General features: G+C 69.3%; 17 protein-coding genes. 2 read left to right on the top strand and 15 right to left on the bottom strand.

Translation table 11 applies throughout. The annotated features are described in order from the left end of the window. The first annotated feature begins 9 nt into the window (after nt 1-9). Both MWM08_RS20990 and MWM08_RS20995 read left to right on the top strand, forming a co-directional pair. Nucleotides 10-978, top strand: a complete 969-nt coding sequence (locus tag MWM08_RS20990) for a Bug family tripartite tricarboxylate transporter substrate binding protein (RefSeq protein WP_244408457.1) — start codon at nt 10-12, stop codon at nt 976-978. Between the two features lie 42 nt (nt 979-1,020). Next, nucleotides 1,021-2,316 carry an amidase gene (locus tag MWM08_RS20995; protein ID WP_244408458.1) on the top strand — a complete coding sequence of 432 codons (1,296 nt, stop codon included), beginning with the start codon at nt 1,021-1,023 and terminating at the stop codon, nt 2,314-2,316. A 99-nt stretch (nt 2,317-2,415) separates the two neighbouring features. Here MWM08_RS20995 and arsJ read toward each other — a convergent pair whose 3' ends face one another. From arsJ to MWM08_RS21070, 15 genes are all read right to left on the bottom strand, one after another. Then, nucleotides 2,416-3,660 carry an organoarsenical effux MFS transporter ArsJ gene (gene arsJ, locus MWM08_RS21000; RefSeq protein ID WP_244408459.1) on the bottom strand — a complete coding sequence of 415 codons (1,245 nt, stop codon included), beginning with the start codon at nt 3,658-3,660 and terminating at the stop codon, nt 2,416-2,418. Between the two features lie 4 nt (nt 3,661-3,664). Continuing rightward, entirely contained in the window at nt 3,665-4,711 is a 1,047-nt protein-coding gene (locus tag MWM08_RS21005; RefSeq protein WP_244408460.1) for an ArsJ-associated glyceraldehyde-3-phosphate dehydrogenase, read from the bottom strand. Then, complete coding sequence (locus tag MWM08_RS21010) at nt 4,708-5,568, bottom strand: metalloregulator ArsR/SmtB family transcription factor (protein ID WP_244408461.1); 861 nt, start codon at nt 5,566-5,568, stop codon at nt 4,708-4,710. Before MWM08_RS21010 ends, MWM08_RS21005 begins: the two co-directional genes overlap by 4 nt. 111 nt (nt 5,569-5,679) lie before the next feature. Beyond that, nucleotides 5,680-7,239 carry an isochorismatase family protein gene (locus MWM08_RS21015; RefSeq protein WP_244408462.1) on the bottom strand — a complete coding sequence of 520 codons (1,560 nt, stop codon included), beginning with the start codon at nt 7,237-7,239 and terminating at the stop codon, nt 5,680-5,682. Between the two features lie 13 nt (nt 7,240-7,252). Then, nucleotides 7,253-8,101: an N-acyl homoserine lactonase family protein gene (locus tag MWM08_RS21020; protein WP_244408463.1), complete on the bottom strand. Its 849-nt coding sequence runs from the start codon at nt 8,099-8,101 to the stop codon at nt 7,253-7,255. Nucleotides 8,102-8,112: 11 nt separating this feature from the next. After that, entirely contained in the window at nt 8,113-8,994 is an 882-nt protein-coding gene (locus tag MWM08_RS21025; RefSeq protein ID WP_244408464.1) for an amidohydrolase family protein, read from the bottom strand. Then, nucleotides 8,991-10,100: a VWA domain-containing protein gene (locus tag MWM08_RS21030; protein WP_244408465.1), complete on the bottom strand. Its 1,110-nt coding sequence runs from the start codon at nt 10,098-10,100 to the stop codon at nt 8,991-8,993. The genes MWM08_RS21025 and MWM08_RS21030 overlap by 4 nt, the downstream gene beginning before the upstream one ends. Beyond that, nucleotides 10,097-10,975, bottom strand: coding sequence for an AAA family ATPase (locus MWM08_RS21035; protein WP_244408466.1), 879 nt, complete (start codon nt 10,973-10,975; stop codon nt 10,097-10,099). Before MWM08_RS21035 ends, MWM08_RS21030 begins: the two co-directional genes overlap by 4 nt. A gap of 3 nt (nt 10,976-10,978) precedes the next feature. Continuing rightward, nucleotides 10,979-12,001 carry a xanthine dehydrogenase family protein molybdopterin-binding subunit gene (locus tag MWM08_RS21040; protein ID WP_244408467.1) on the bottom strand — a complete coding sequence of 341 codons (1,023 nt, stop codon included), beginning with the start codon at nt 11,999-12,001 and terminating at the stop codon, nt 10,979-10,981. A 3-nt stretch (nt 12,002-12,004) separates the two neighbouring features. Continuing rightward, nucleotides 12,005-13,678 carry a xanthine dehydrogenase family protein molybdopterin-binding subunit gene (locus MWM08_RS21045; RefSeq protein WP_341482870.1) on the bottom strand — a complete coding sequence of 558 codons (1,674 nt, stop codon included), beginning with the start codon at nt 13,676-13,678 and terminating at the stop codon, nt 12,005-12,007. Beyond that, nucleotides 13,675-14,148, bottom strand: coding sequence for a (2Fe-2S)-binding protein (locus tag MWM08_RS21050; RefSeq protein ID WP_244408468.1), 474 nt, complete (start codon nt 14,146-14,148; stop codon nt 13,675-13,677). The genes MWM08_RS21045 and MWM08_RS21050 overlap by 4 nt, the downstream gene beginning before the upstream one ends. A gap of 1 nt (nt 14,149) precedes the next feature. Beyond that, entirely contained in the window at nt 14,150-14,944 is a 795-nt protein-coding gene (locus tag MWM08_RS21055; RefSeq protein WP_244408469.1) for an FAD binding domain-containing protein, read from the bottom strand. Then, the gene (locus MWM08_RS21060) at nt 14,944-15,390 is read right to left on the bottom strand and encodes an SRPBCC family protein (RefSeq protein ID WP_244408470.1); all 447 of its coding nucleotides are present in this window, start codon (nt 15,388-15,390) and stop codon (nt 14,944-14,946) included. The genes MWM08_RS21055 and MWM08_RS21060 overlap by 1 nt, the downstream gene beginning before the upstream one ends. A gap of 2 nt (nt 15,391-15,392) precedes the next feature. Beyond that, nucleotides 15,393-15,830 carry an SRPBCC family protein gene (locus MWM08_RS21065; protein ID WP_244408471.1) on the bottom strand — a complete coding sequence of 146 codons (438 nt, stop codon included), beginning with the start codon at nt 15,828-15,830 and terminating at the stop codon, nt 15,393-15,395. Then, the gene (locus MWM08_RS21070) at nt 15,830-18,562 is read right to left on the bottom strand and encodes a flotillin family protein (RefSeq protein ID WP_244408472.1); all 2,733 of its coding nucleotides are present in this window, start codon (nt 18,560-18,562) and stop codon (nt 15,830-15,832) included. Before MWM08_RS21070 ends, MWM08_RS21065 begins: the two co-directional genes overlap by 1 nt. Nucleotides 18,563-18,564 lie beyond the last annotated feature (2 nt).

The raw sequence follows: 18,564 nt of genomic DNA on the forward strand, positions 1-18,564 counted from the left end.
GACGGACCGATGACCTTCCGCCGCACGCTGCTGGCCGGGCTGCCGGCGCTGCTCGCAGCACCTGCGGTGCGCGCGCAGGATGCCTTCCCCAGCCGCACCATCCGCTTCATCGTCGGCTTCCCGCCGGGCGGCACCACCGATGTCGCGGCGCGGCTGATGGCGCCGAAGATGCAGGCGCTGCTCGGCCAGCCCGTCGTGGTCGAGAACCGCGCCGGCGCGCATGGCAACATTGCCTCGGAGCATGTCGTGCGGTCGCCGGCGGATGGCCATACCATCCTGATGGGCACGATCGGCGGGCTGGCGATCAACCCGGTGCTCTATGGGAACCTGACCTTCAACCCGCGCACCGACCTGATGCCCGTCACGCGCGTGGGCATGATCCTGAACGTGATGGCGATCCCGGCGGAGCGGCCCTGGCGCAGCGCGGCGGAACTGGTCACGGCCGCGCGCGGCACGCCGCTCACCTTCGGTTCCTCCGGATCGGGCGGCGCGGGGCACCTGGCGGGCGAGCAGCTCAACATGATGGCCGCGCTGCGCAACATCCACGTGCCCTATCGCGGCGGCGCGCCGCTGATCACCGATCTGATCGGCGGACGGATCGACTTTGCCTTCGCGCCATCCTCCGGGGCGAAGCCGCAGGCCGATGCGGGGCGGCTGCGCATCCTGGCGGTGTCCACGAAGGATCGCAGCGCCTTGCTGCCGGAGGTGCCGACGCTGGCCGAGAGTGCCAACCTGCCCGGCTTCGACATGGCCGACTGGAGCGCGATGATGGCGCCGCGCGGCCTGCCCGCGCCCGTGCTGCGCGCGCTCCATGGCGCGGCCACCACGGCGCTGCGCGACCCGGAACTGGTGGCCGCGCTCGGACAGCGCGGCATCGAGGCCACACCCTCGACACCCGAGGATTGCGCTGCCTTCATCGAAGCCGAGAGCATCAAGTGGGCGCCAGTGGTCCGTGCCTCGGGCGCGCGACCGGATTGACAACGACGGCCGGCGTCCCAGCCGCCCAGGAAGGATGATCTGATGGCAGACGCGCGGCTGAACGAGATCTCGGCGTCCGAGACCGCACGGCGCATCGCGCAGGGCGAGACCACGGCGCGCGCGGTGGTCGAGGCCTGCCTCGAACAGGTGGCGCGGCGCGAGACGGAGGTCATGGCCTTCGAGTGGCTCGACGCGGACGGCGCGCGGCGCGCGGCCGATGCGATCGACGCGCGCGATACGGCGCGGCACCTGCCGATCGCCGGCGCATGCTTCGGCGTGAAGGACATCATCGACACCGCCGACATGCCGACCGGCTATGGATCGCCGATCCATGCCGGCCATCGGCCTGGTGCGGATGCGGCCTGCGTCGCCCTGTCGCGCAAGGGCGGCGGCATCGCGCTGGGCAAGACGGTCACCACCGAATTCGCCAACGTGCATCCAGGCCGCACGCGCAACCCCCATGACGCGCAGCGCACGCCGGGGGGGTCGTCATCGGGGTCGGCGGCGGCGGTCGCGGCCATGATGGTGCCGCTCGCGCTCGGCACGCAGACCACGTCCTCCACGATCCGCCCGGCATCCTTCTGCGGCGTCATCGGCTTCGTGCCAACCCAGGGGGCGGTGAGCGTCTCGGGCGTTCGGGCAGCGGCGGGATCGCTCGATCGCATCGGCCTGTTCGCGCGCTCGGTTGACGAAATCGCGCTGTATCTCGATGTACTGCGCGGCATTCCGCGGGCCGAGGCACCGTCGCGCCGGACCTTCGCGCCGCGCATCGGCCTCTGCGCGGATTTCCTGGCCGAGCGGATGGATCCCGGCACGCAGGATGGGCTGCTACGGCTGGCGCGGCGGCTGGACGAGGCCGGGGCCGCGGTGGCCGATTGCGCGGTTCCGGCGGACTTTGCGCGGCTGACCGACGAGCATCGCTGGGTCTCGAGCTTCGAATTCGTGCGGAACTTCGCCTACGAGATCGAGAACCACTGGGAGAGGATCAGCACGACGCTGCGCGAGGGACGCATCAGCCATGGGCTGGCCTGCACGCATGACCAGTATCGCACCGCGCGCGCCCTGGCCGCGGCGGCGCAGGCGCGCATCGACGAGATGTTCGGCTCGCATGACGTGCTGCTTGCGGCCTCCGCGGCAGGCGAGGCGCCGGTCGGCACCGCCACCGGCGACTTCGCCTTCTGCGCGCTTTGGACGATGCTCGGTGTGCCGGCGATCTCCCTGCCGCTGATGGCGGGCGCCTCTGGCCTGCCGGTCGGAGCGCAACTCCTGGCACGCCCGGGCGACGAGGCGCTGCTGTTGGCCGCCGCGGCCTGGATCATGGCGCAGCGCGACGATTGATGCGGCCGGCGACAGCGCGTGTTTGGGCACCAGGACAATTGCAAGCCTGACCGACCGCAAGGCCGTTGCGCCGGATCGTGTGCAACGGCAGAGCGATGGCTATGGCCCCTCCGCACCCCGCCCGTATTCGGGCAGCGCGAGCGTCAGCGCCCAGCACGCCGCAAGCATCGCGGCTGACGCGGCAAGGCAGGCGGACAGCCCGCCCAGGCCGAAGACGAAACCGGATGCGAGGATGCCGGCGAACCGCCCTGTCGCATTGGCGGCGTAGTAGAACCCGACATCCTCCGCCGCCTTCTCCGACCCCGCATAGGCCAGGATCAGGTAGGAATGGATCGAGGAAGTGACCGCGAACAGGATGCCGAACAGCCCGAGGCCCGCGACGACCACAAGGTCAGGCCGCGCCGGTTCGGCCAGCAACACGGCGGCGAGCGCGGCGGGAACCAGCGCCAGCAGCGCCGACCACAGGCGCCCCGCCGGCACCTCCGCCGAGAGCCCGTCCGGGCTGCGCTGCACCAGCGATGGCGCAACGGCCTGCACGATGCCGTAGCCGATCGTCCAGAGTGCGAGGAAGCCGCCCACCATCGTGAAGGTCCAGCCATTCGCATACAGGAAGACCGGCAGCGCCACGACGAACCACACATCGCGCGCGCCGAACAGGAACACCCGCGCTGCGGCGAGCAGGTTCACGCCGCGCGACTTGGCGAACAGTTCCCGGGCTGATCGCGATGCCTTCGCCCGGCCCATCAGCGGCGGCAGGGAGAGCACCACTCCGGCCAGGATCGCGCCGAGAGCCGCGGCCATGGCCCAGAGAGCGCCGCGGAAGCCCAACGCCTCCAGCAGCAGGCCGCCGAGGAAGAAGCCGAAGCCCTTCATCGCGTTCTTGCTGCCGGTGAAGAACGCGACCCAGCGGAACAGGCGTCCCGACGCGGCGCCGGCGGTCAGCTTGATGGCGGATTTCGACGCGGTCTTGGTCAGGTCCTTCGCCACGCCGCAGACACCCTGCGCCACGAGCACCCAGGCGACCGAGGCGGCGGCCGCCCAGTCCGGCGACATGGCCGAGAGCAGTACGAACCCGACGATCTGCGTGGTCAGCCCGACCGCGAGCATGCGCGTGATGCCGTGGCGCGTGGCGAGCCAGCCGCCGACCAGGTTCGCCCCGATCCCGGCGGCCTCATACAGCAGGAACAGCAGCGCCAGCGTGAAGGGGCTGTAGCCGAGGCTGAAGAAATGCAGCAGCACCAGCATCCGCAGCGCGCCATCGGTCAGCGTGAAGCCCCAATAGGCAAGCGTGACGATGACATAGTCGCGCGTGCCGCGGGATGCGGTGGCGGTGGTGCTGCTCATGCCGTCAGATCCCGATAGCCTGCATGTGGCAGGCGAGATCGACCATGCGGCAGGCATAGCCCATCTCGTTATCGTACCAGGCATAGACCTTCAGCAGCGTGCCGTCGGTGACCAGGGTGGAGGGCGCATCCACGATGCTGCTGCGGGTGTCGCGCGCGTAGTCGGCGCTGACCAGCGGGCGTTCCTCGTAGCCAAGGATGCCTGCGAGCGGGCCGGCGGCGGCGGCGGCTTGGAACAGCGCGTTGACCTCCTGCGCGGTCGTCTCGCGCCGCATCTCGAAGACGCAATCGGTGAGCGAGGCGTTCAGCACCGGCGCGCGCACCGCATGGCCGTTCAGCTTGCCCTTCAGTTCGGGGTAGATCAGCGCGATGGCGGTGGCGCTACCAGTAGTGGTGGGCTGCAGCGAAAGCATGGCGCTGCGCGCGCGGCGCAGGTCCTTGTGGGGCGCATCCACGACGACGTTGGTATTGGTGGGGTCGTGGATGGTGGTGATCTGGCCGTGGCGGATTCCGATCGCCTCGTGCACCACCTTCACCACCGGGGCGAGGCAGTTGGTGGTGCAGGATGCCGCGGTGACGATCGGATGCCGCGCGGGATCGTAGAGGTCGTGGTTTACGCCCACGACCACGTTCAGCACGCTGTCGAATTTCACCGGGGCTGCGACGATCACCCGCTTCGCGCCGCGGTCGAGATGCCCTTGCAGGGTCTCGGGCGACAGGAACTTACCCGTGCATTCCAGCACAAGGTCGACGCCGAGGTCGCCCCACGCGATGTCACCCGGTGTCGCATGTTCGGAGAAGCCGAGGCGGGCATCACCGATCTCGATCGTGTCCTTGTCCACGGCGCGGATCGGTGCGCGCCAGCGGCCCTGCACGCTGTCGAATTCCAGCAGATGCGCGGTCGCGGTGGTGCCGCCCTTGGTCTCGTTGAGGTGCACGATGTCGAGACGGTTGCCAGCACGCGGGTCCTCCGCCTGCCGTTCCGCCGCGCCCATCGCGGCGCGCAGCGCGAGCCGCCCGATGCGCCCCATGCCGTTGATGCCGACCCTCATGCCCGCGCGCCCGCGGCGAGCGGCTGCGCCAGTTCGTCGAGCCGCGCCTTCAGCGCCATACGGTCGAGGGTGCCGAAGGGCAGGCTGGTGAAGATGGACAGGCGGCGGTGCAGGGCCGCGTAGAGCTCGTTCAGCAGGCTCGCGCGCTCGGTGGCACCGCCGGTGAACTTCGCGGGATCTGGCAGCGGCCAGGCGGCGGTGACGTGGGTGCCTTCGAAATCGGGGCAGGCCTGCAGGTTCAGCGTGTCGCACAGGGCGATGACGAAATCCATGCGCGGCGCATCGGGGCCGGTGAACACGTCCCAGGACTTGGATTGCAGCGCGGAGACGTCGTGACCGAGCCCCCGCAGCTGGCCCAGCACCTCGGGCAGCGGGCCTGTCGGCATTGGGTCGGACCCGGCCGAGAAGGCCCGGAAGCGGCCGCGCCCGATGTCGTTGAGAATGGCCTCGCCCATGATCGAACGGGCCGAATTGCGCGTGCAGAGAAACAGCACGTTGAAGGGTGCCGGTGTCATCCGGGCGAACTCCCTGGAGGGTTGGAACAGGCGGTGAAGGTCACCGCAGCGCGACGGGTCGCCGTCGCAGCAGGCATCGGCCAGGAAGGCGAGCAGCGCGCGCAGGCGGTCGACCTGCGCGGCGTAGATCAGGCTGCGCCCCTGCCGGGTGGCAGCGATCAGGCCAGCCTGGTCGAGCGCACGCAGGTGGAAGGACAGCGTCGAGGGCGGCACGCCGAGCCGCGAGGCGACGTCACCCGCTGCAAGCCCGCTGGGCCCGGCGGCAAGCAGGATGCGCAGCAGGTCGAGGCGCGTTTCCTGGCCGAGGGCGGCGAAGGCGAAGGCGGCGGCAGCGGATTCCATGTTTCGACGATAATCGAATCATGAGATCGGGCCAGTGAAGCTTCGATGACAGGCCAGCACGGGTCTGGCCCGCGCGTTCGGCTGAGCAAGCGAAGTGCGGCGCGCCGCCGATTAGCCGAGGGCGGCGATCACCTCATCCGTGGTGGTGACCAGGGCCACGTTGCGCATGGCGTAGTCGATCGACGCACGGTGCCAGTCGGCGTTCATGGTCGAACAGCCATCCTCCGGGATCACCATGACGTAGCCCTTGTCGGCACCGGTGCGCGCGGTGTGTTCGATGCTCATGTTCGTCCAGGCGCCGGTCTCGATGATGATGGACCGCCCCTCGGCCTTCAGGATGCGTTCGAGCGACGTGCCTTCCCAGGCGCTCATGCGTGCCTTGCGGACCACGTGGTCGCCGGGCTGGGCTTCGAGCCCCGGCACCGGCTCAGCGCCCCACGTGCCCTCGATCATCGCGTTGGCATCCACGCAGCCTTCGAACAGCGGGGCGTTCAGCGTCATGTCGCGCGCATCGGCGCGGCGGAGGAACCAGACATGGATGACCGGCACGCCGAGCGCGCGGCAGCGCGCCGCCAGCCGCGCGATGTTCGGGATGGCGTTCTGCTGCCGGCAATGGTCCGGGCTGCCGGAGGGAGCAAAGGCGCCGCCATCCATCACCACGTCGTTCTGCATGTCCTGGATGATCAACGCGCAGCGCGACGCGTCGAGGCGCAGCGGATCGCCCTCGTTGGCCGGTGCGTTGCGCGCGGCCGGCGGTGCGCGCATGAAGGGCTCGTTGCGCGGGCCGACCTTGACCGGTACCGCGTAGACCGAGGTGCTGGCGCAGACGTACAGGGTACGCCAATCCGCACCACCCCAGTGCAGGTTCGCCGGCGGCTCCGGGATCGACACCTTGCCGAGCAGCCGCCCATCCGGCGCAAACACCCAGACGCCGCCAGGCCCGGTGCACCAGACATTCCCCTCGGCATCGCACTTCATGCCATCCGGCAGGCCCGGCAGCAGCGCGTCGCGAATGCCGGAGGCGAAGATGCGCCCGTTGGTCAGCGCACCATCGGCGGCGACCTGATAGACGCGGATATTCGCCTGCTCGGTGTCGTTCACGTACATCAGGCGTTCGTCGGGCGAGAAGCACAGGCCGTTGGGCTGGCTGTGCGTGTAGCGCTCGACGACCAGTTGCGGCTCCTCGCCCGGCCGCGCATGTGGGCGGATGCGGAACACGCCCTGCCAGCCGAGCTGGCGCGGCCGCTCCACGCCGTAATGCGGCATGCGCCCATACCACGGATCGGTGAAGTAGATCGCGCCGTCCGCGGCGACGCAGACATCATTGGGCGAATTCAATTCGCGGCCCTGGTAGTGCGAGGCGAGCACCTCGCGCGTGCCGTCCGGGCGGATGCGCACCAGGGAGGAGGTCGCGTGCTCGCAGGCGATCAGGTTGAGGTCGGCGTCATAGGTGAGGCCGTTGGCCTTGTTGGACGGGCGCGCCACCTCGCGCACGCCGGCGCGGTCGAGGCGACGGCGCACATCGGCCGGCATGTCGGAGAATAACAGGTAGTGGTCCGTTGGGTGCCAGATCGGCCCCTCTGTGAAGGTGAAGCCGCTGCCGGCCTGGTGCACCGGCGCGTGCTCGTCCACCAGGCGGCGGAAGGCGGGGTCGAGGGCTGTATGGGCCATGGCGCCGGCGCTCTCAGGCCGGGAACCAGTCGCGGCGCGGCACGGTCTGGGTGATGGGCCCCGGCACCTGCATGTCGAGCCGCCCGACCACCTGCCCGCCTTCGATCTTGGCGGGCTTGTCGTGCACCGGCAGCAGGAACTTCGACGTGGCAAGCAGCTTCTTGATCGCCGCCTTCTCCCCGCGCTTCGATCCGGCGTGGTTGCCCGTGACCTGGGGTTCGTGCGCGTTCACCTGGTACAGCGGTTCGACGATCTGGTCGTTGAAGTCGTAGATCACGTCGCCGCAGAGCGTGGCGCGGCCCTCGGCGGTCTCGACATGCACGTTCATCGAGCCTTCGGTATGTGCGTTCGCGGCGTCCAGCACGACGCCCGGCATGATCTCGATCGGGCCGGTGATCTCGAGGTCCTCGAAGCGCAGTGCGTGGCGGGTGTGCAGGCGTTCGACCAGGTGCTGGATATCGGGCTTGGGGTATTGCGGGTGCATCAGGCCCGAGACCGAGTGCTCCATCTCCCGGCGGTTGATCACCACCGTTGTGTTCATCGGGAAGTGGTCGTCCTTGCCGGCATGGTCGATGTGCAGGTGGGTGTGCAGGACGTAGCGCACATCGCCGACCTTCACGTTGTGGCGGGCGAGTTGGCGTTCGATCATGTTCTCGTGGAATTGCAGGCCGCGCATGCCCAGCGTCTCCATGATGGCGTTGTCGCGGTAGCCGGTGTCGACCACCACCGGATAGCGCCCACCCAGGATCAGGAAGCCGTAGACCGGCACGCGGCGTACCCGGCCGCAGTCGCGCGCGAGCACGAGGAAGCTCGATTCCAGCTCGATATCGCCATAGTCGAGCAGCTTGATCTCCAGGGCCATGACGTCGCTCCCTACAGCCGGTAGACCCGGCGTGCCGTGTTGAAGAAGATCGCTTCCTGATCGGCGGCGCTGAGGCCACCAGCGCCGCGACGATGCGCGTCGAGCAGCGCGCCGTAGCCGGTCCAGAGCCTCTCGATCGGGAAGTTGGAACCCCAGAGGCAGCGATTGGCGCCGAACAGTGCGACCGTCTCGCCGATGAGCCAGCCGATGTGGTCGGCGTCGTTGCGATGGATGAAGGTCCCGAAGCCGGAGAGCTTCGTCACCACGTTGGGCTGCGCGGCCAGTCGCGCCATGCCCGTGCGCCAGGCGTCGCGGCCGGCGGGCGAGAGGTCCTCCAGCATGCCGGCATGCTGCAGCACGAAGGTCACCCGCGGGCAGGATGCTGCAAGGTCCGCCGCGCCCGCCATTTGCCCGGCGAAGACCTGCAGGTCGAAGACCAGGCCGTAATCGGCCAGCCGCGCCACGTTGCGCCGCAGCGCGGGATCGGCGCAGAGATCCGGGCGCGAGGCAAAGCGGTATTGCTCGTTCGCATGCCAATGGAGTTGCTGGCGGATGCCGCGCAGGCGCGGAAAGCGGGTCAGGCGATCGATCGCGGGGCGCGCATCCGAGACCGTCATGTCGGCATAGGCGACAAGGCCATGTGGCCAGCCGGTCTCCAGCGCGACCGTCTCGATCCAGGCGGCCTCCTCGACGGCGCGATCCACCGGCCAGTTGGCCTGTACGTAGACCGACTTCTCGACACCCGAACCCGCCAGGTCGGCCAGATATTCGGCCATCGGATAGTCGCGGCGGATCGGCTCGTAGGGACCGAAGATGCGTGGCTGCACCGGCCCCGACAGCCAGGGCAGGTCGGCTTGGCGCCAGATGTGGAAGTGGCTGTCGATCACCCTCATCGGAAGGCCCCGGCGCGGCGCAGCGCGTGATCACCAACCAGCGACGCGGCCATGGCCGCGAGGTCGTGGCCGGCGTCGAGGTGGTCGATCAGCGGCAGGATGGCGCGCATCGCCCCAGTCTCGGGGCGATAGGACGCATCGGAGGCGAGCGGGCTGAGCCAGACGATCCGCCAGGCGAGCGCGCGCAGGCGCCTCATGGCGTCCACCAGCGCCTCCGGCCCGCCGCGTTCGAGGCCGTCCGACACCACGATCACCAGCGCGCCGCGCGCGAAGGATGCAAAGCGCGGGACGGCGAGGAACACCGACAGCGCCTCGCCCAGCCGCGTGCCACCATCCCAGTCCGCCACCAGGCCGGAGGCGAGTGCGAGCGCCTGGTCGCGGTCGCGCCGGCGCAGCGCGCGCGTCACGCGCGTCAGCCGCGTGCCGAGGGTGAAGGCCTCGGCGCGCTCGGCAGTCCGGACCATGGCATGCGCGATGCCGAGCGCGGCCGCCGTACCGCCCTTCATGCTGCCCGAAATGTCGAGCAGCACCAGCACGCGGCGCTGGCGCGACCGGCGCCGGCGGGTCGGCAGGACCAGGATCTCGCCATCGCGCCGCGCCATGTCGCGAAAGGCGCGGCGTGGGTCGGCGAGGCCACCGCCCGTCGCCTCGAAGCGTCGTGACCGCCGGCGCGGCAGCGTGCGCGGCAGCGCGCGGGCGAAGGCGGCGAGCAGCGCGGCGTCGTCGGCCGGCGCGAAGGCGCGGGCGAACAGGCGCTCACGCTGGGTCGCGTCGCTGCCGGAGGGATCTTCTTCCTCCGGCGGCAGCAACTCCTCCATCTCGCCGGCATCGAAGGCCTGCGGTGCTTCCTCGCTGGTTGCCTCGCCAGGGGCGAGGACGGCGCGGCCGAGGAAGATCATGTCGAAGATGTCGTCGAAGTCCTGCCGCCGCTCGGGGCCTGGGCCGAACACGGCATGCGCCGCGCGGCGGACGTCCTGGATGGATCGCGGGCCGAGCAACCCGACCGCGGCAAGGAAGTCCTCGGTCTGCGCCGGGGCTGCCCGGAAGCCCTCTGCCCGCAGCGCGCGTGGGAAGGCGAGGAAGGGATCGAGCGCGCGCGGCGTCATGCCGCCCCCTGCAGGATGCGATCGAGCCGCGGCGCAACGAAGGCCAGGTCGTCCTGGTCCTTCAGCGCGACGCCGATGGCGCGCGCGAAGGCGGTGGGCCAGGGCGCGCCTTGTGCGTTGAGCAGCGTGGCGGCCTCCGCCCATTCCACCGTCTCGGCCACGCCGGGCGGCTTCGCCAGCGGCTCCGCGCGTAGCTTCCCCACCGCGGCGACGACCCGATGCGCCGTGTCGCGCGCGACGGAGGAGGCGCGCATCATCACGATCTGCGCTTCGAGCTGTGGGTCCGGGTAGCCGATCCAGTGATAGACGCAGCGCCGTCGCAGCGCTTCGTGCAATTCACGCGTGCGGTTGGACGTCAGCACCACGACGGGCGGCTCGGATGCACGTATGGTGCCGCGTTCGGGGATCGACAGGCTGAAGTCGGACAGGAATTCCAGCAGGAACGCTTCGAACTCATGGTCGGAGCGGTCGATCTCGTCGATCAGCAGAAGCCTTTCGCGCGGGCGCTGCAGCGCGAGCAACATCGGCCGCGCGATCAGGAAGTCGTCGCCGTAGAGGTTGACGTAGGCATCGCCCGCCTGGCGGATGGCGAGCATCTGGCGCGGGAAGTTCCACTCGTACATCGCCGCGGAGGCATCGAGGCCCTCATAGGCCTGCAGGCGCACCATCTCGCGCCCCAGCACCGCGGAGAGCGCCTTCGCGGCCTCGGTCTTGCCCACGCCCGGCGCGCCTTCCAGCAGCAGCGGCTTGCCGAGTGCGAGCGCGAGATAGGCCGCGGTGGAGAGTCCCTCATCGGCGATGTACTGCGCGGCACGCATCGCCTCGGCGAGCGCCTCCGGGCTGTCGATGCCGGCGATGGAGCGCCTGACCGGCATGCGTCAGAGCCGCTTCTTCGGCCGCGCGCCGCCCTGGGCCTTCAGGCCGCGCAGCACCTTCTCGGGCGTGGCGGGCAGTTCGTCGATGCGCACGCCGACGGCGTCGTAGATGGCGTTCACCACCGCCGGCAGGACGGGGTTCGCGCACATCTCGCCCGGTCCCTTGCCGCCATAGGGGCCGTCCTCGGCCGGGCGTTCCAGGATGCTGATGTGGTGCGGCGCGAGGTCGCCGGGGCCTGGCATGAGGTAAGTGTTGAAGTCCACCGGGCCGTGATCGCGCAGCGGGTAGTAGGGTTCGGTCGTCTCCCAGGCGGCGTGGCTCATGCCCATCCAGGCACCGCCGCGAAGCTGCTGTTCCACCAGGCGCGGGTTGAGTGCGCGACCGACCTCATAGGCGGATTTCATATCGGTGACGGTGACCTCGCCGGTCTCGTCATCCACCTCCACCTCCACCAGCATGGCGGCGTGGGCGAAGGTGCTGACTGGGGTCATCTCGCCGGTGTCGGGATCGACGTCACTCAGCGGGATCAGGAAGATGCCGCGCCCGGCGATCGTGCGGCCCTGCTTGAACTGCGCGGCCTGCGACGCCGCCATGGTGGTGATGGAGCGCCCCGGCGCGCCGCGCACATGGATGTTGCCGCGCCCGTCGGTGACCAGGTCCGCCGCGTCGACTTCCAGTTCTTCCGCTGCGGCCTCCAGCATGACCGATCGCGCCTCGCGTGCCGCCATGATGACCGCATTGCCCATGCGATGCGTGCCGCGGCTGGCGAAGCTGCCCATGTCGTGCGGACCGGTGTCGCTGTCGGCGGTGTCGACATAGACATCCTCGACCGGCACGCCGAGGGTTTCGGCGGCAATCTGCCGCGTGACCGACTTCATACCCTGGCCGAGGTCGATGGCGGAGAGCGCCACGGTGAATTTGCCGTCCGGGTTGGAATGGATCAGCGCCTGGCTCGGATCGCCGCCGAGGTTCATGCCGATCGGGTAGTTGATCGCGGCGAAGCCGCGCCCGCGATGCAGCGCCATGGGTCAGCGCCTCCGAAAGCCGGAGAGGGAGGAGAAGCGCATGGAGCCGGCGCGCGGGGTTGACGGCGCCGCCGGCGCGGTCGGTGGAGCCTGTGCGGGCGCGGGATCGCTACGCCGTGCCGGCGCGGTTCGAGACGCGTCGAGGTCGGAGCCGTAGGGCAGCGATGGTGCACCGGGCGGAGCTGCCGGGCGTGCGCCCTTCTTGGCGTAGGAGCTCGCCTGGAAACCCTGCACGCGGCCGTTCTCGTCGGTCGCGGTATGCGCCGGCAGGCGCGCGCGCTCGCCGCCGCCATCGCGCGTGGACGCCGCGGCCAGCATGGCCGGGCTGAGTTTCACGCCTGCCTTCTCCGCCACCACCTGGCAGCATTCGATCAGTGCGCAGTTCTTCGCAATGCGCCGATGCGCCTTCATGTCGCCGTCGCGATAGGCGTTCAGGATGCGAAGGTCGATCGGGTTCATCCCGACCGTCTCCGCGACCTTGTCCATATGCGCCTCGATCGCGAAGTCGACGCCGGTGATGCCAAAGCCGCGCATGGCGGTGGCCGGCGTGCGGTTGGTGTAGACGCAGTACACGTCAGCCGACACGTTCGGGATGGTGTAGGGGCCGGGCAGATGCCCCACGCCCTTGATGATCGCGTAGGAGGACAGCCGGGTATAGGCGCCGGAGTCGAAGTAGCCGGTGAATTTCCGCGCGACGATCCGCCCGTCGCGCATCACGCCGTCCTTCACGTACCAGCGTTCGGCGCCACGCGGCGCGCCGACCTGCATTTCCTCCTCGCGGTCCCACATGAACTTCACGGGGCGGCCGGTCAGCATCGCACCCAGCACCGCGAGCGGTTCGTGGATGCTGTCCACCTTGCCGCCGAAGCCGCCGCCCACGGTGCCACCGATGAAGTGCAGTCGGCTTGACGGGGTCTCGAGCGTCTTCGATGCCGTGGCGAGCGAGAAGAACAGCGTCTGGGTCGAAGTATGGCAGACGAAGCGGCCGTTCTGTTCGGGAGCGGCGATGGCGCCGCAGGTTTCAATCGGCGCCTGTTCGATCGGCGACATCTGGTAGCGGCCGTCGACGATGTGATCGGCCTGTCGAAAGGCCGCCTCCACATCGCCGAAGCGCAGCTTCTGGTGGTCGTATTTGCCGTGATAGGCGAATTTGTTGTTCGGGTAGATGTCGAGCACGATCGGTGCGCCGGGCTTCACCGCTTCCTCGACATCGAGGACGTGCGGCAGCGGTTCCCATTCGACCCGGATCGCTGCGACCGCGTCGCGGGCCCGCGCATCGCTGGTGGCGATCACCGCCGCCACCGGCTCGCCGCGATAGCGCACGCGGTCGGTCGAAAGCAGCGGCTCGTCGTCGATGCCAAAGTCGAGCAGCGAGAGCAGCGTGTTGAGGTTGCGCGGCACGTCCTTGCCCGTCAGAACGCGGACCACGCCCGGCATGCGTTCGGCCGTTGCTGCATCGATGCGCCGGATGCGCGCCGCATGATGCGGCGAGCGCGCACACCGCATATGCAGCAGCCCTTCGAACAGATGGTCGTCGTAGAAGGGCGACCGCCCGGTCACGTGGCCGGTTATGTCCTGCCGGCGCGTCGGCTTGCCGATCTCGTTCAGGTCGTCGTTGCGCTCGTCGGCAAAGAACTGCTTGCGGAAGTCGATCATCGGCTGGTCGGACGCGCTCATGCCCGGATCCTCCCTTCCGCCACGTCTAGAATGGCCGCGATGATCGGCTCGTAGCCGGTACAGCGGCAGAGGTTGCCGGCGATGGCCTCGATCACCTCCTCGCGGCTCGGTCGTGGATTGCGGTCGAGCAGCGCCTTCGCGCTCATCAGCATCCCGGGCGTGCAATAGCCGCATTGCGCGGCGAAGCGCTCCATGAAGGCTTCCTGCAGCGGATTCGGGCGCGCCTGGCCGAGGCCCGCGGTGGTCTCGACGCGTCGACCCTGGATTGCCTCGGCGAGAACAAGGCAGGAGAGGTGCGGTTCGCCGTCGACCAGCACGGTACAGGCGCCGCAGGTGCCCTGGCCGCAGCCATATTTCGGCGACAGGTCGCCCACGCCGCGGCGTAGGAAATCGAGCAGGTTCTGGCCGTCCTCGGTAAAGGCTGCCTTCGCTTCGGCGTTCAAGGTGAAGGTGACGGGCTTCATCGCCATGTCAGAGCATCCGCTCCAGGAGGCGCCTCAGATGCACGCCCGCCACTTCGCGCCGGTACCACGCCGAGGCAAGCGCGTCGGTCGGTGGATCGAGCCCTTCGACCGCGGCCGCCGCGGCGCGCGCGAGAACGCCGAGATCGGGCGTAGCACCTTCGAGGACGCGTTCCGCGGCAGGCGCGCGGATCGGCGTCGTGCCCATGGCGCCGAAGGCGATGCGCACCCCGCGCAGCCGGCCCGCGTCGCGCGGCAGGTGGGCGGCGATGGACAGCACCGATACGCCCTTCGGCTTCACCCGGCTGACCTTGAGGAAGGCGAAGGCACGCGGTTCGCGCGGCCTTGGCACCTGCACCGTCGCGACAAGCCCGGCCCGATCGCGTTCGCGCAGGAAGTCATCAATCGGACGCTGCGCACCACCGACTGAGACGACACGCGCGCCCAGCGCCAGCAGCGCGACCGCGAAGTCACCATAGGGGTGCGCGGCAAAGAGGTTCCCGCCCACGGTCGCCATGACGCGCACCTGCGGTCCGCCGACGGCGCGCGCAACCGGATGCAGGTGCGCCAGGTCTCGTTCCGCCAGGATCATCGCCATGGTCACGCCGGCGCCGATCTCGGCGGTGTCGAACGAGGACCGGATCTGCCGCAGCGCGGGATCCGTCGTGCGCAGGATACGACCCTGCAGCGCGCCGGCGTTCACTTCACGCATCACGAGCGTGCCGCCACCGAGATAGGTTCCGTCCGACCCGAGCGCGCGCTGCACGTCGCCGAGAGTAGGATGGGTCTCCACCATGACGGCCATCACGCCGCTCCCTTCGCCAGGTAGGCGCGGATGGCGTCGAAGCCGCCCTGGTAGATGTCCTCGCCGACCATGTGGGCAAGTTCGGCCTCGCGGCCCGCCGGCGTGTCGAAGCGGCTCTCCCAGTGCCAGAAGGTGCGGTCGCCATCGGTCACGGGGGCGAGCCGGACATGGGAGACATAGTTGAACAGCGGAATCGGCGTATCGAGCAGGCAGTAGCTATAGGCCAGGTCCGCATCCGACAGCGTCAGAAGGCGTTCGCGCAGCTCCGACCCGTCGCGCAACCGGAAACGGCGCACGCAGCCGACGCGATCAGAGCTCCAGCCGCGCTCGATCTGGCTTTCCGCCACGGGCGGGTGCCACTTATCGTGCCCGTTGAAATCGCGCAGCACGTCCCAGACCGCTTCCACGGGCGCGTCAATCACGGTGCTTTTCACCACCTGCGGCATGGTCAGGACGCCATCTGGCGCTTAAGCGCCTGGAATCCTGCAAGGAACACGTTCTGCCCGATGTTTGTCACCAGGTCGTCCGCCGCATCGGGCGCGCAGTCGAACTCGGCGGTCCATTCCGCGAAGGCACGGTCGCCATCGGTGATCGGCGTGAAGCGAAGCGTCGCGACATAGTTGGTCAGCGGCATCGGGCTCTCGAGGATCGAATAAGTGCAGAAGTAGTCATAGTCGGACAGTGCTAGCAGCTGTTCGCGCAGGCGATCGCCGTTCTGCAACCTGAAGTCTCGTACGCAGCCGACCCGGTCAGACGGCTCGCCATTCTCGATCCGGCTTTCGCGCACAGCCGGCAGCCAGCGCGGCAGCGCGTTGAAGTCGCGCACCTTCTCCCAGACCCGCGCGACCGGCGCATCGATGACGGAGCTGACATAGACCCGCGCCATCACTTGTCCCCGCTCTTGGGGGCCTTGCGCGCGGCTTCGCCAATGCGCTGCATGTCGGAGGCCTCGCGGATCAGCCCGCCCTGCTTGCTGAGGTTGCCGCCATCGATGCCGATATCGCTCAGCAGGTTGTCGATCAGCGGGGCCTGCACGCGGTAGCGCAGCGCCGAATTGATCACCTCATCGGTAGGCGACCCGCCGCCGGTGCCGCCCCCGCCACCGGTGACACCGTCCAGCTGCACGATGCGGATGTCCTGGATCTTCTCCAGCGGCTTGACGCTGGCGGCGACGATGCCTTCGACATGCTCGAGCAGCTTGCGGCGGAACAGCGAATGCCGCGCCTCGTCGGTGAGGACGTTTTCGGCCTCGTTGAGCAGCTTCTGCGCCTCGGCCTCCACCGCGGCGCGCACCTTCTGTGCCTCAGCTGCAAGCCGCGCCTCGGCGGCGGCCTTCTCGGCCATCACGACATCGACCGACTTGCGACGGTTGGCGGCCTCGGTCTCATGGACGGTGCGGACCTTCTCCTCGGCGACAGCGGCCAGGGCGCGCGCGGCGTCGGCCTCGGCCCGCGCCGCAGATTCCTCCAGCGACTTGCGGTAGATGGCAACCGCCTTATCCATCTGGGCGGCTTCCACAGTCCGCTCGCGCTCGACCTCGAGGCGGCGGCGTACGGTCTCGTGGTCGATGCGGATCTCGTCGAGCTGGCGCTCGGACGCGATCCGCGCACGCTCAATGTCCTCGCGGCTGACGATCTCGGCCTCGCGCAGGTTCTGCACGCGCGCGATCTCCAGCTGTTCGAGTGCGCGGCGGCGTTCGAGGCGCGCGGCCTCCACCGTGCGCTCGCGCTCGACCGCGGCGGTCTCGACGTCGCGCTCGGCGGCAATCTGGGCCTGGCGCACGCTGGCATCGGCCATCGTCGCCTTCGCCTTTTCCTCGGCAAGGGCCACCACGCGTGCCTGCTCGGCGGATTCCACGAGCCGCTTGCGCTCGATATCGGTGACCTCGCGCACGCGCTGGCTGGCGATGCGTTCCTGCTCGAGCACCAGCTCGGTCGCGATCCTGGCCTTCTCGATGCCTTCGCGCCGCGCGATCTCGGCACTCTCGACCGCCCTTTCGCGGACGATCTCACGCGAGCGTGTCGCCTCCTCGGCGGCGATCCGATCGGCGGCCAGGCTTCGCTCGCGCGCGATACGGGCGGCCTCGGTCGCCTCCCCGGCGGCGATCTCGGCGGCCTCCACAGCCTTCTGGCGTTCGATCTCGAGCTCGCGGATGCGCCGGTCCTCGGCGATCCGGGCCTGGTTGACCTCCGCGGCCTGGGCGATGCGCGCGCGCTCCACCGTCTCGCGCGAGGCGATCTCGAGTTCGTCGAGCGTCTTCTGCCGTTCGATCTCCTGCTTGCGGACCTCTTCCTCGCCGGAGATGCGGGTCTGGTTCAGCAGCAGGGTCTGCGCCATGCGCCGCTTCTCGGTCTCCTCGCGGGCGGCGATGTCCGCCTGTTCGGTGGCGCGCTGGCGTTCGATCTCGAGGGCCTGCGTCTCGCGCTCCTTGGCGATGCGGGCCTCGTCGACCGCCCTTTCCTGGGCGATGCGGGCGCGTTCGGTCGCCTCGCGCGCCGCGATCTCCGCCTCCTGGAGCAACCGCTGCTTCTCGATCTCGCGCGTCTCGGTCTCCTGCTCGTTGGCGATGCGCGCTTCGCGCACCGCGCGTTCCTGCAGGATGCGCGCGGTCTCGATCTCCTGGCGCGCGGCGATTTCGTCGGCGTCGATCGCTTTCTGGCGCGCGATCTCGCGCGCGCGCACCTCGCGCTCGGAGGCGATGCGCGCCTCGGCGATGATTTGTTCGTTGGCGATCCGTGCCTTCTCGATCGTTTCGCGCGAGGCGATCTGCGCCTCCTCGGCCTCGGCGTCGCGCGTCGCGCGCTCGCGTGCGAGTTCCGCACGCTGCTGGGCACGGCGGAATTCGATCTCGCGCTCCTGCTCGAGGCGTGCGCTCTCGCTGTCCCGTTCGATATCGAGCGCCATCTTCTCGGCTTCGAGGTTGCGGGCGCGGATCTGGATCATCGAGTCCTGCTCGATGTCGTTGCGCTCCTTGCGCTTGCTCTCGATGTTCCGGATGAGGGCGGTGAGGCCCTCGGCGTCGAAGCGGTTGGACGGGTTGAAGAATTCGAGGCTGGTCTGGTCGATGTCGAGGATCGCGACGCTCTCGATCTCGAGGCCGTTCTTGTCGAGGTCGACCTGCGCCGTCTCGCGCACCCGCGTCACGTAGGACGCGCGGTTCTCATGCATGCCCGCCATGTCCATCTCGGCGGCGATGGCCCGCAACGCGCTTTCGAATTTGCCCGACAGAAGTTCGTGCAGGAGGCCCGGCTCCAGGGTCCGGCGCCCGAGCGTCGAGGCGGCCATGGAGACCGCCGTGTGCTCCGGCCGCACCCGCACGTAGAACTCGGCTTCGAGGTCGACGCGCATGCGGTCCTTGGTGATCACCGCCTCGGTCTTCGTGCGGCTGATCTTCAGCGGCAGCACGTTCATGTTGACCGGCGTGATGTCGTGCACGATCGGCCAGACGAAGGCGCCGCCGTCGATCACCACCTTCTCGCCGAGCAGGCCGGTGCGCACGAAGGCGACTTCCTTGGTGGAGCGGCGATAGAGCCGCTGCATTACCCAGTAGACGATCGCGATGACGATGACCGCGACAATCAGCCAGAGGATCAGTCCGCCGATGAATTGCCCGTCCATAG

Origin of the sequence: Roseomonas fluvialis (assembly GCF_022846615.1) — a bacterium.
Classification (GTDB): domain Bacteria; phylum Pseudomonadota; class Alphaproteobacteria; order Acetobacterales; family Acetobacteraceae; genus Neoroseomonas; species Neoroseomonas fluvialis.

Excerpts from the sequence above, each read along its gene's own strand:
- MWM08_RS20990 (WP_244408457.1), top strand. The coding sequence starts at position 10 with ATGACCTTCCGCCGCACGCTGCTGGCCGGGCTGCCGGCGCTGCTCGCA.
- MWM08_RS20995 (WP_244408458.1), top strand. The coding sequence starts at position 1,021 with ATGGCAGACGCGCGGCTGAACGAGATCTCGGCGTCCGAGACCGCACGG.
- arsJ (WP_244408459.1), bottom strand. The coding sequence starts at position 3,660 with ATGAGCAGCACCACCGCCACCGCATCCCGCGGCACGCGCGACTATGTC.
- MWM08_RS21005 (WP_244408460.1), bottom strand. The coding sequence starts at position 4,711 with ATGAGGGTCGGCATCAACGGCATGGGGCGCATCGGGCGGCTCGCGCTG.
- MWM08_RS21010 (WP_244408461.1), bottom strand. The coding sequence starts at position 5,568 with ATGGAATCCGCTGCCGCCGCCTTCGCCTTCGCCGCCCTCGGCCAGGAA.
- MWM08_RS21015 (WP_244408462.1), bottom strand. The coding sequence starts at position 7,239 with ATGGCCCATACAGCCCTCGACCCCGCCTTCCGCCGCCTGGTGGACGAG.
- MWM08_RS21020 (WP_244408463.1), bottom strand. The coding sequence starts at position 8,101 with ATGGCCCTGGAGATCAAGCTGCTCGACTATGGCGATATCGAGCTGGAA.
- MWM08_RS21025 (WP_244408464.1), bottom strand. The coding sequence starts at position 8,994 with ATGAGGGTGATCGACAGCCACTTCCACATCTGGCGCCAAGCCGACCTG.
- MWM08_RS21030 (WP_244408465.1), bottom strand. The coding sequence starts at position 10,100 with ATGACGCCGCGCGCGCTCGATCCCTTCCTCGCCTTCCCACGCGCGCTG.
- MWM08_RS21035 (WP_244408466.1), bottom strand. The coding sequence starts at position 10,975 with ATGCCGGTCAGGCGCTCCATCGCCGGCATCGACAGCCCGGAGGCGCTC.
- MWM08_RS21040 (WP_244408467.1), bottom strand. The coding sequence starts at position 12,001 with ATGGCGCTGCATCGCGGGCGCGGCTTCGCCGCGATCAACTACCCGATC.
- MWM08_RS21045 (WP_341482870.1), bottom strand. The coding sequence starts at position 13,678 with ATGAGCGCGTCCGACCAGCCGATGATCGACTTCCGCAAGCAGTTCTTT.
- MWM08_RS21050 (WP_244408468.1), bottom strand. The coding sequence starts at position 14,148 with ATGGCGATGAAGCCCGTCACCTTCACCTTGAACGCCGAAGCGAAGGCA.
- MWM08_RS21055 (WP_244408469.1), bottom strand. The coding sequence starts at position 14,944 with ATGGCCGTCATGGTGGAGACCCATCCTACTCTCGGCGACGTGCAGCGC.
- MWM08_RS21060 (WP_244408470.1), bottom strand. The coding sequence starts at position 15,390 with ATGCCGCAGGTGGTGAAAAGCACCGTGATTGACGCGCCCGTGGAAGCG.
- MWM08_RS21065 (WP_244408471.1), bottom strand. The coding sequence starts at position 15,830 with ATGGCGCGGGTCTATGTCAGCTCCGTCATCGATGCGCCGGTCGCGCGG.
- MWM08_RS21070 (WP_244408472.1), bottom strand. The coding sequence starts at position 18,562 with ATGGACGGGCAATTCATCGGCGGACTGATCCTCTGGCTGATTGTCGCG.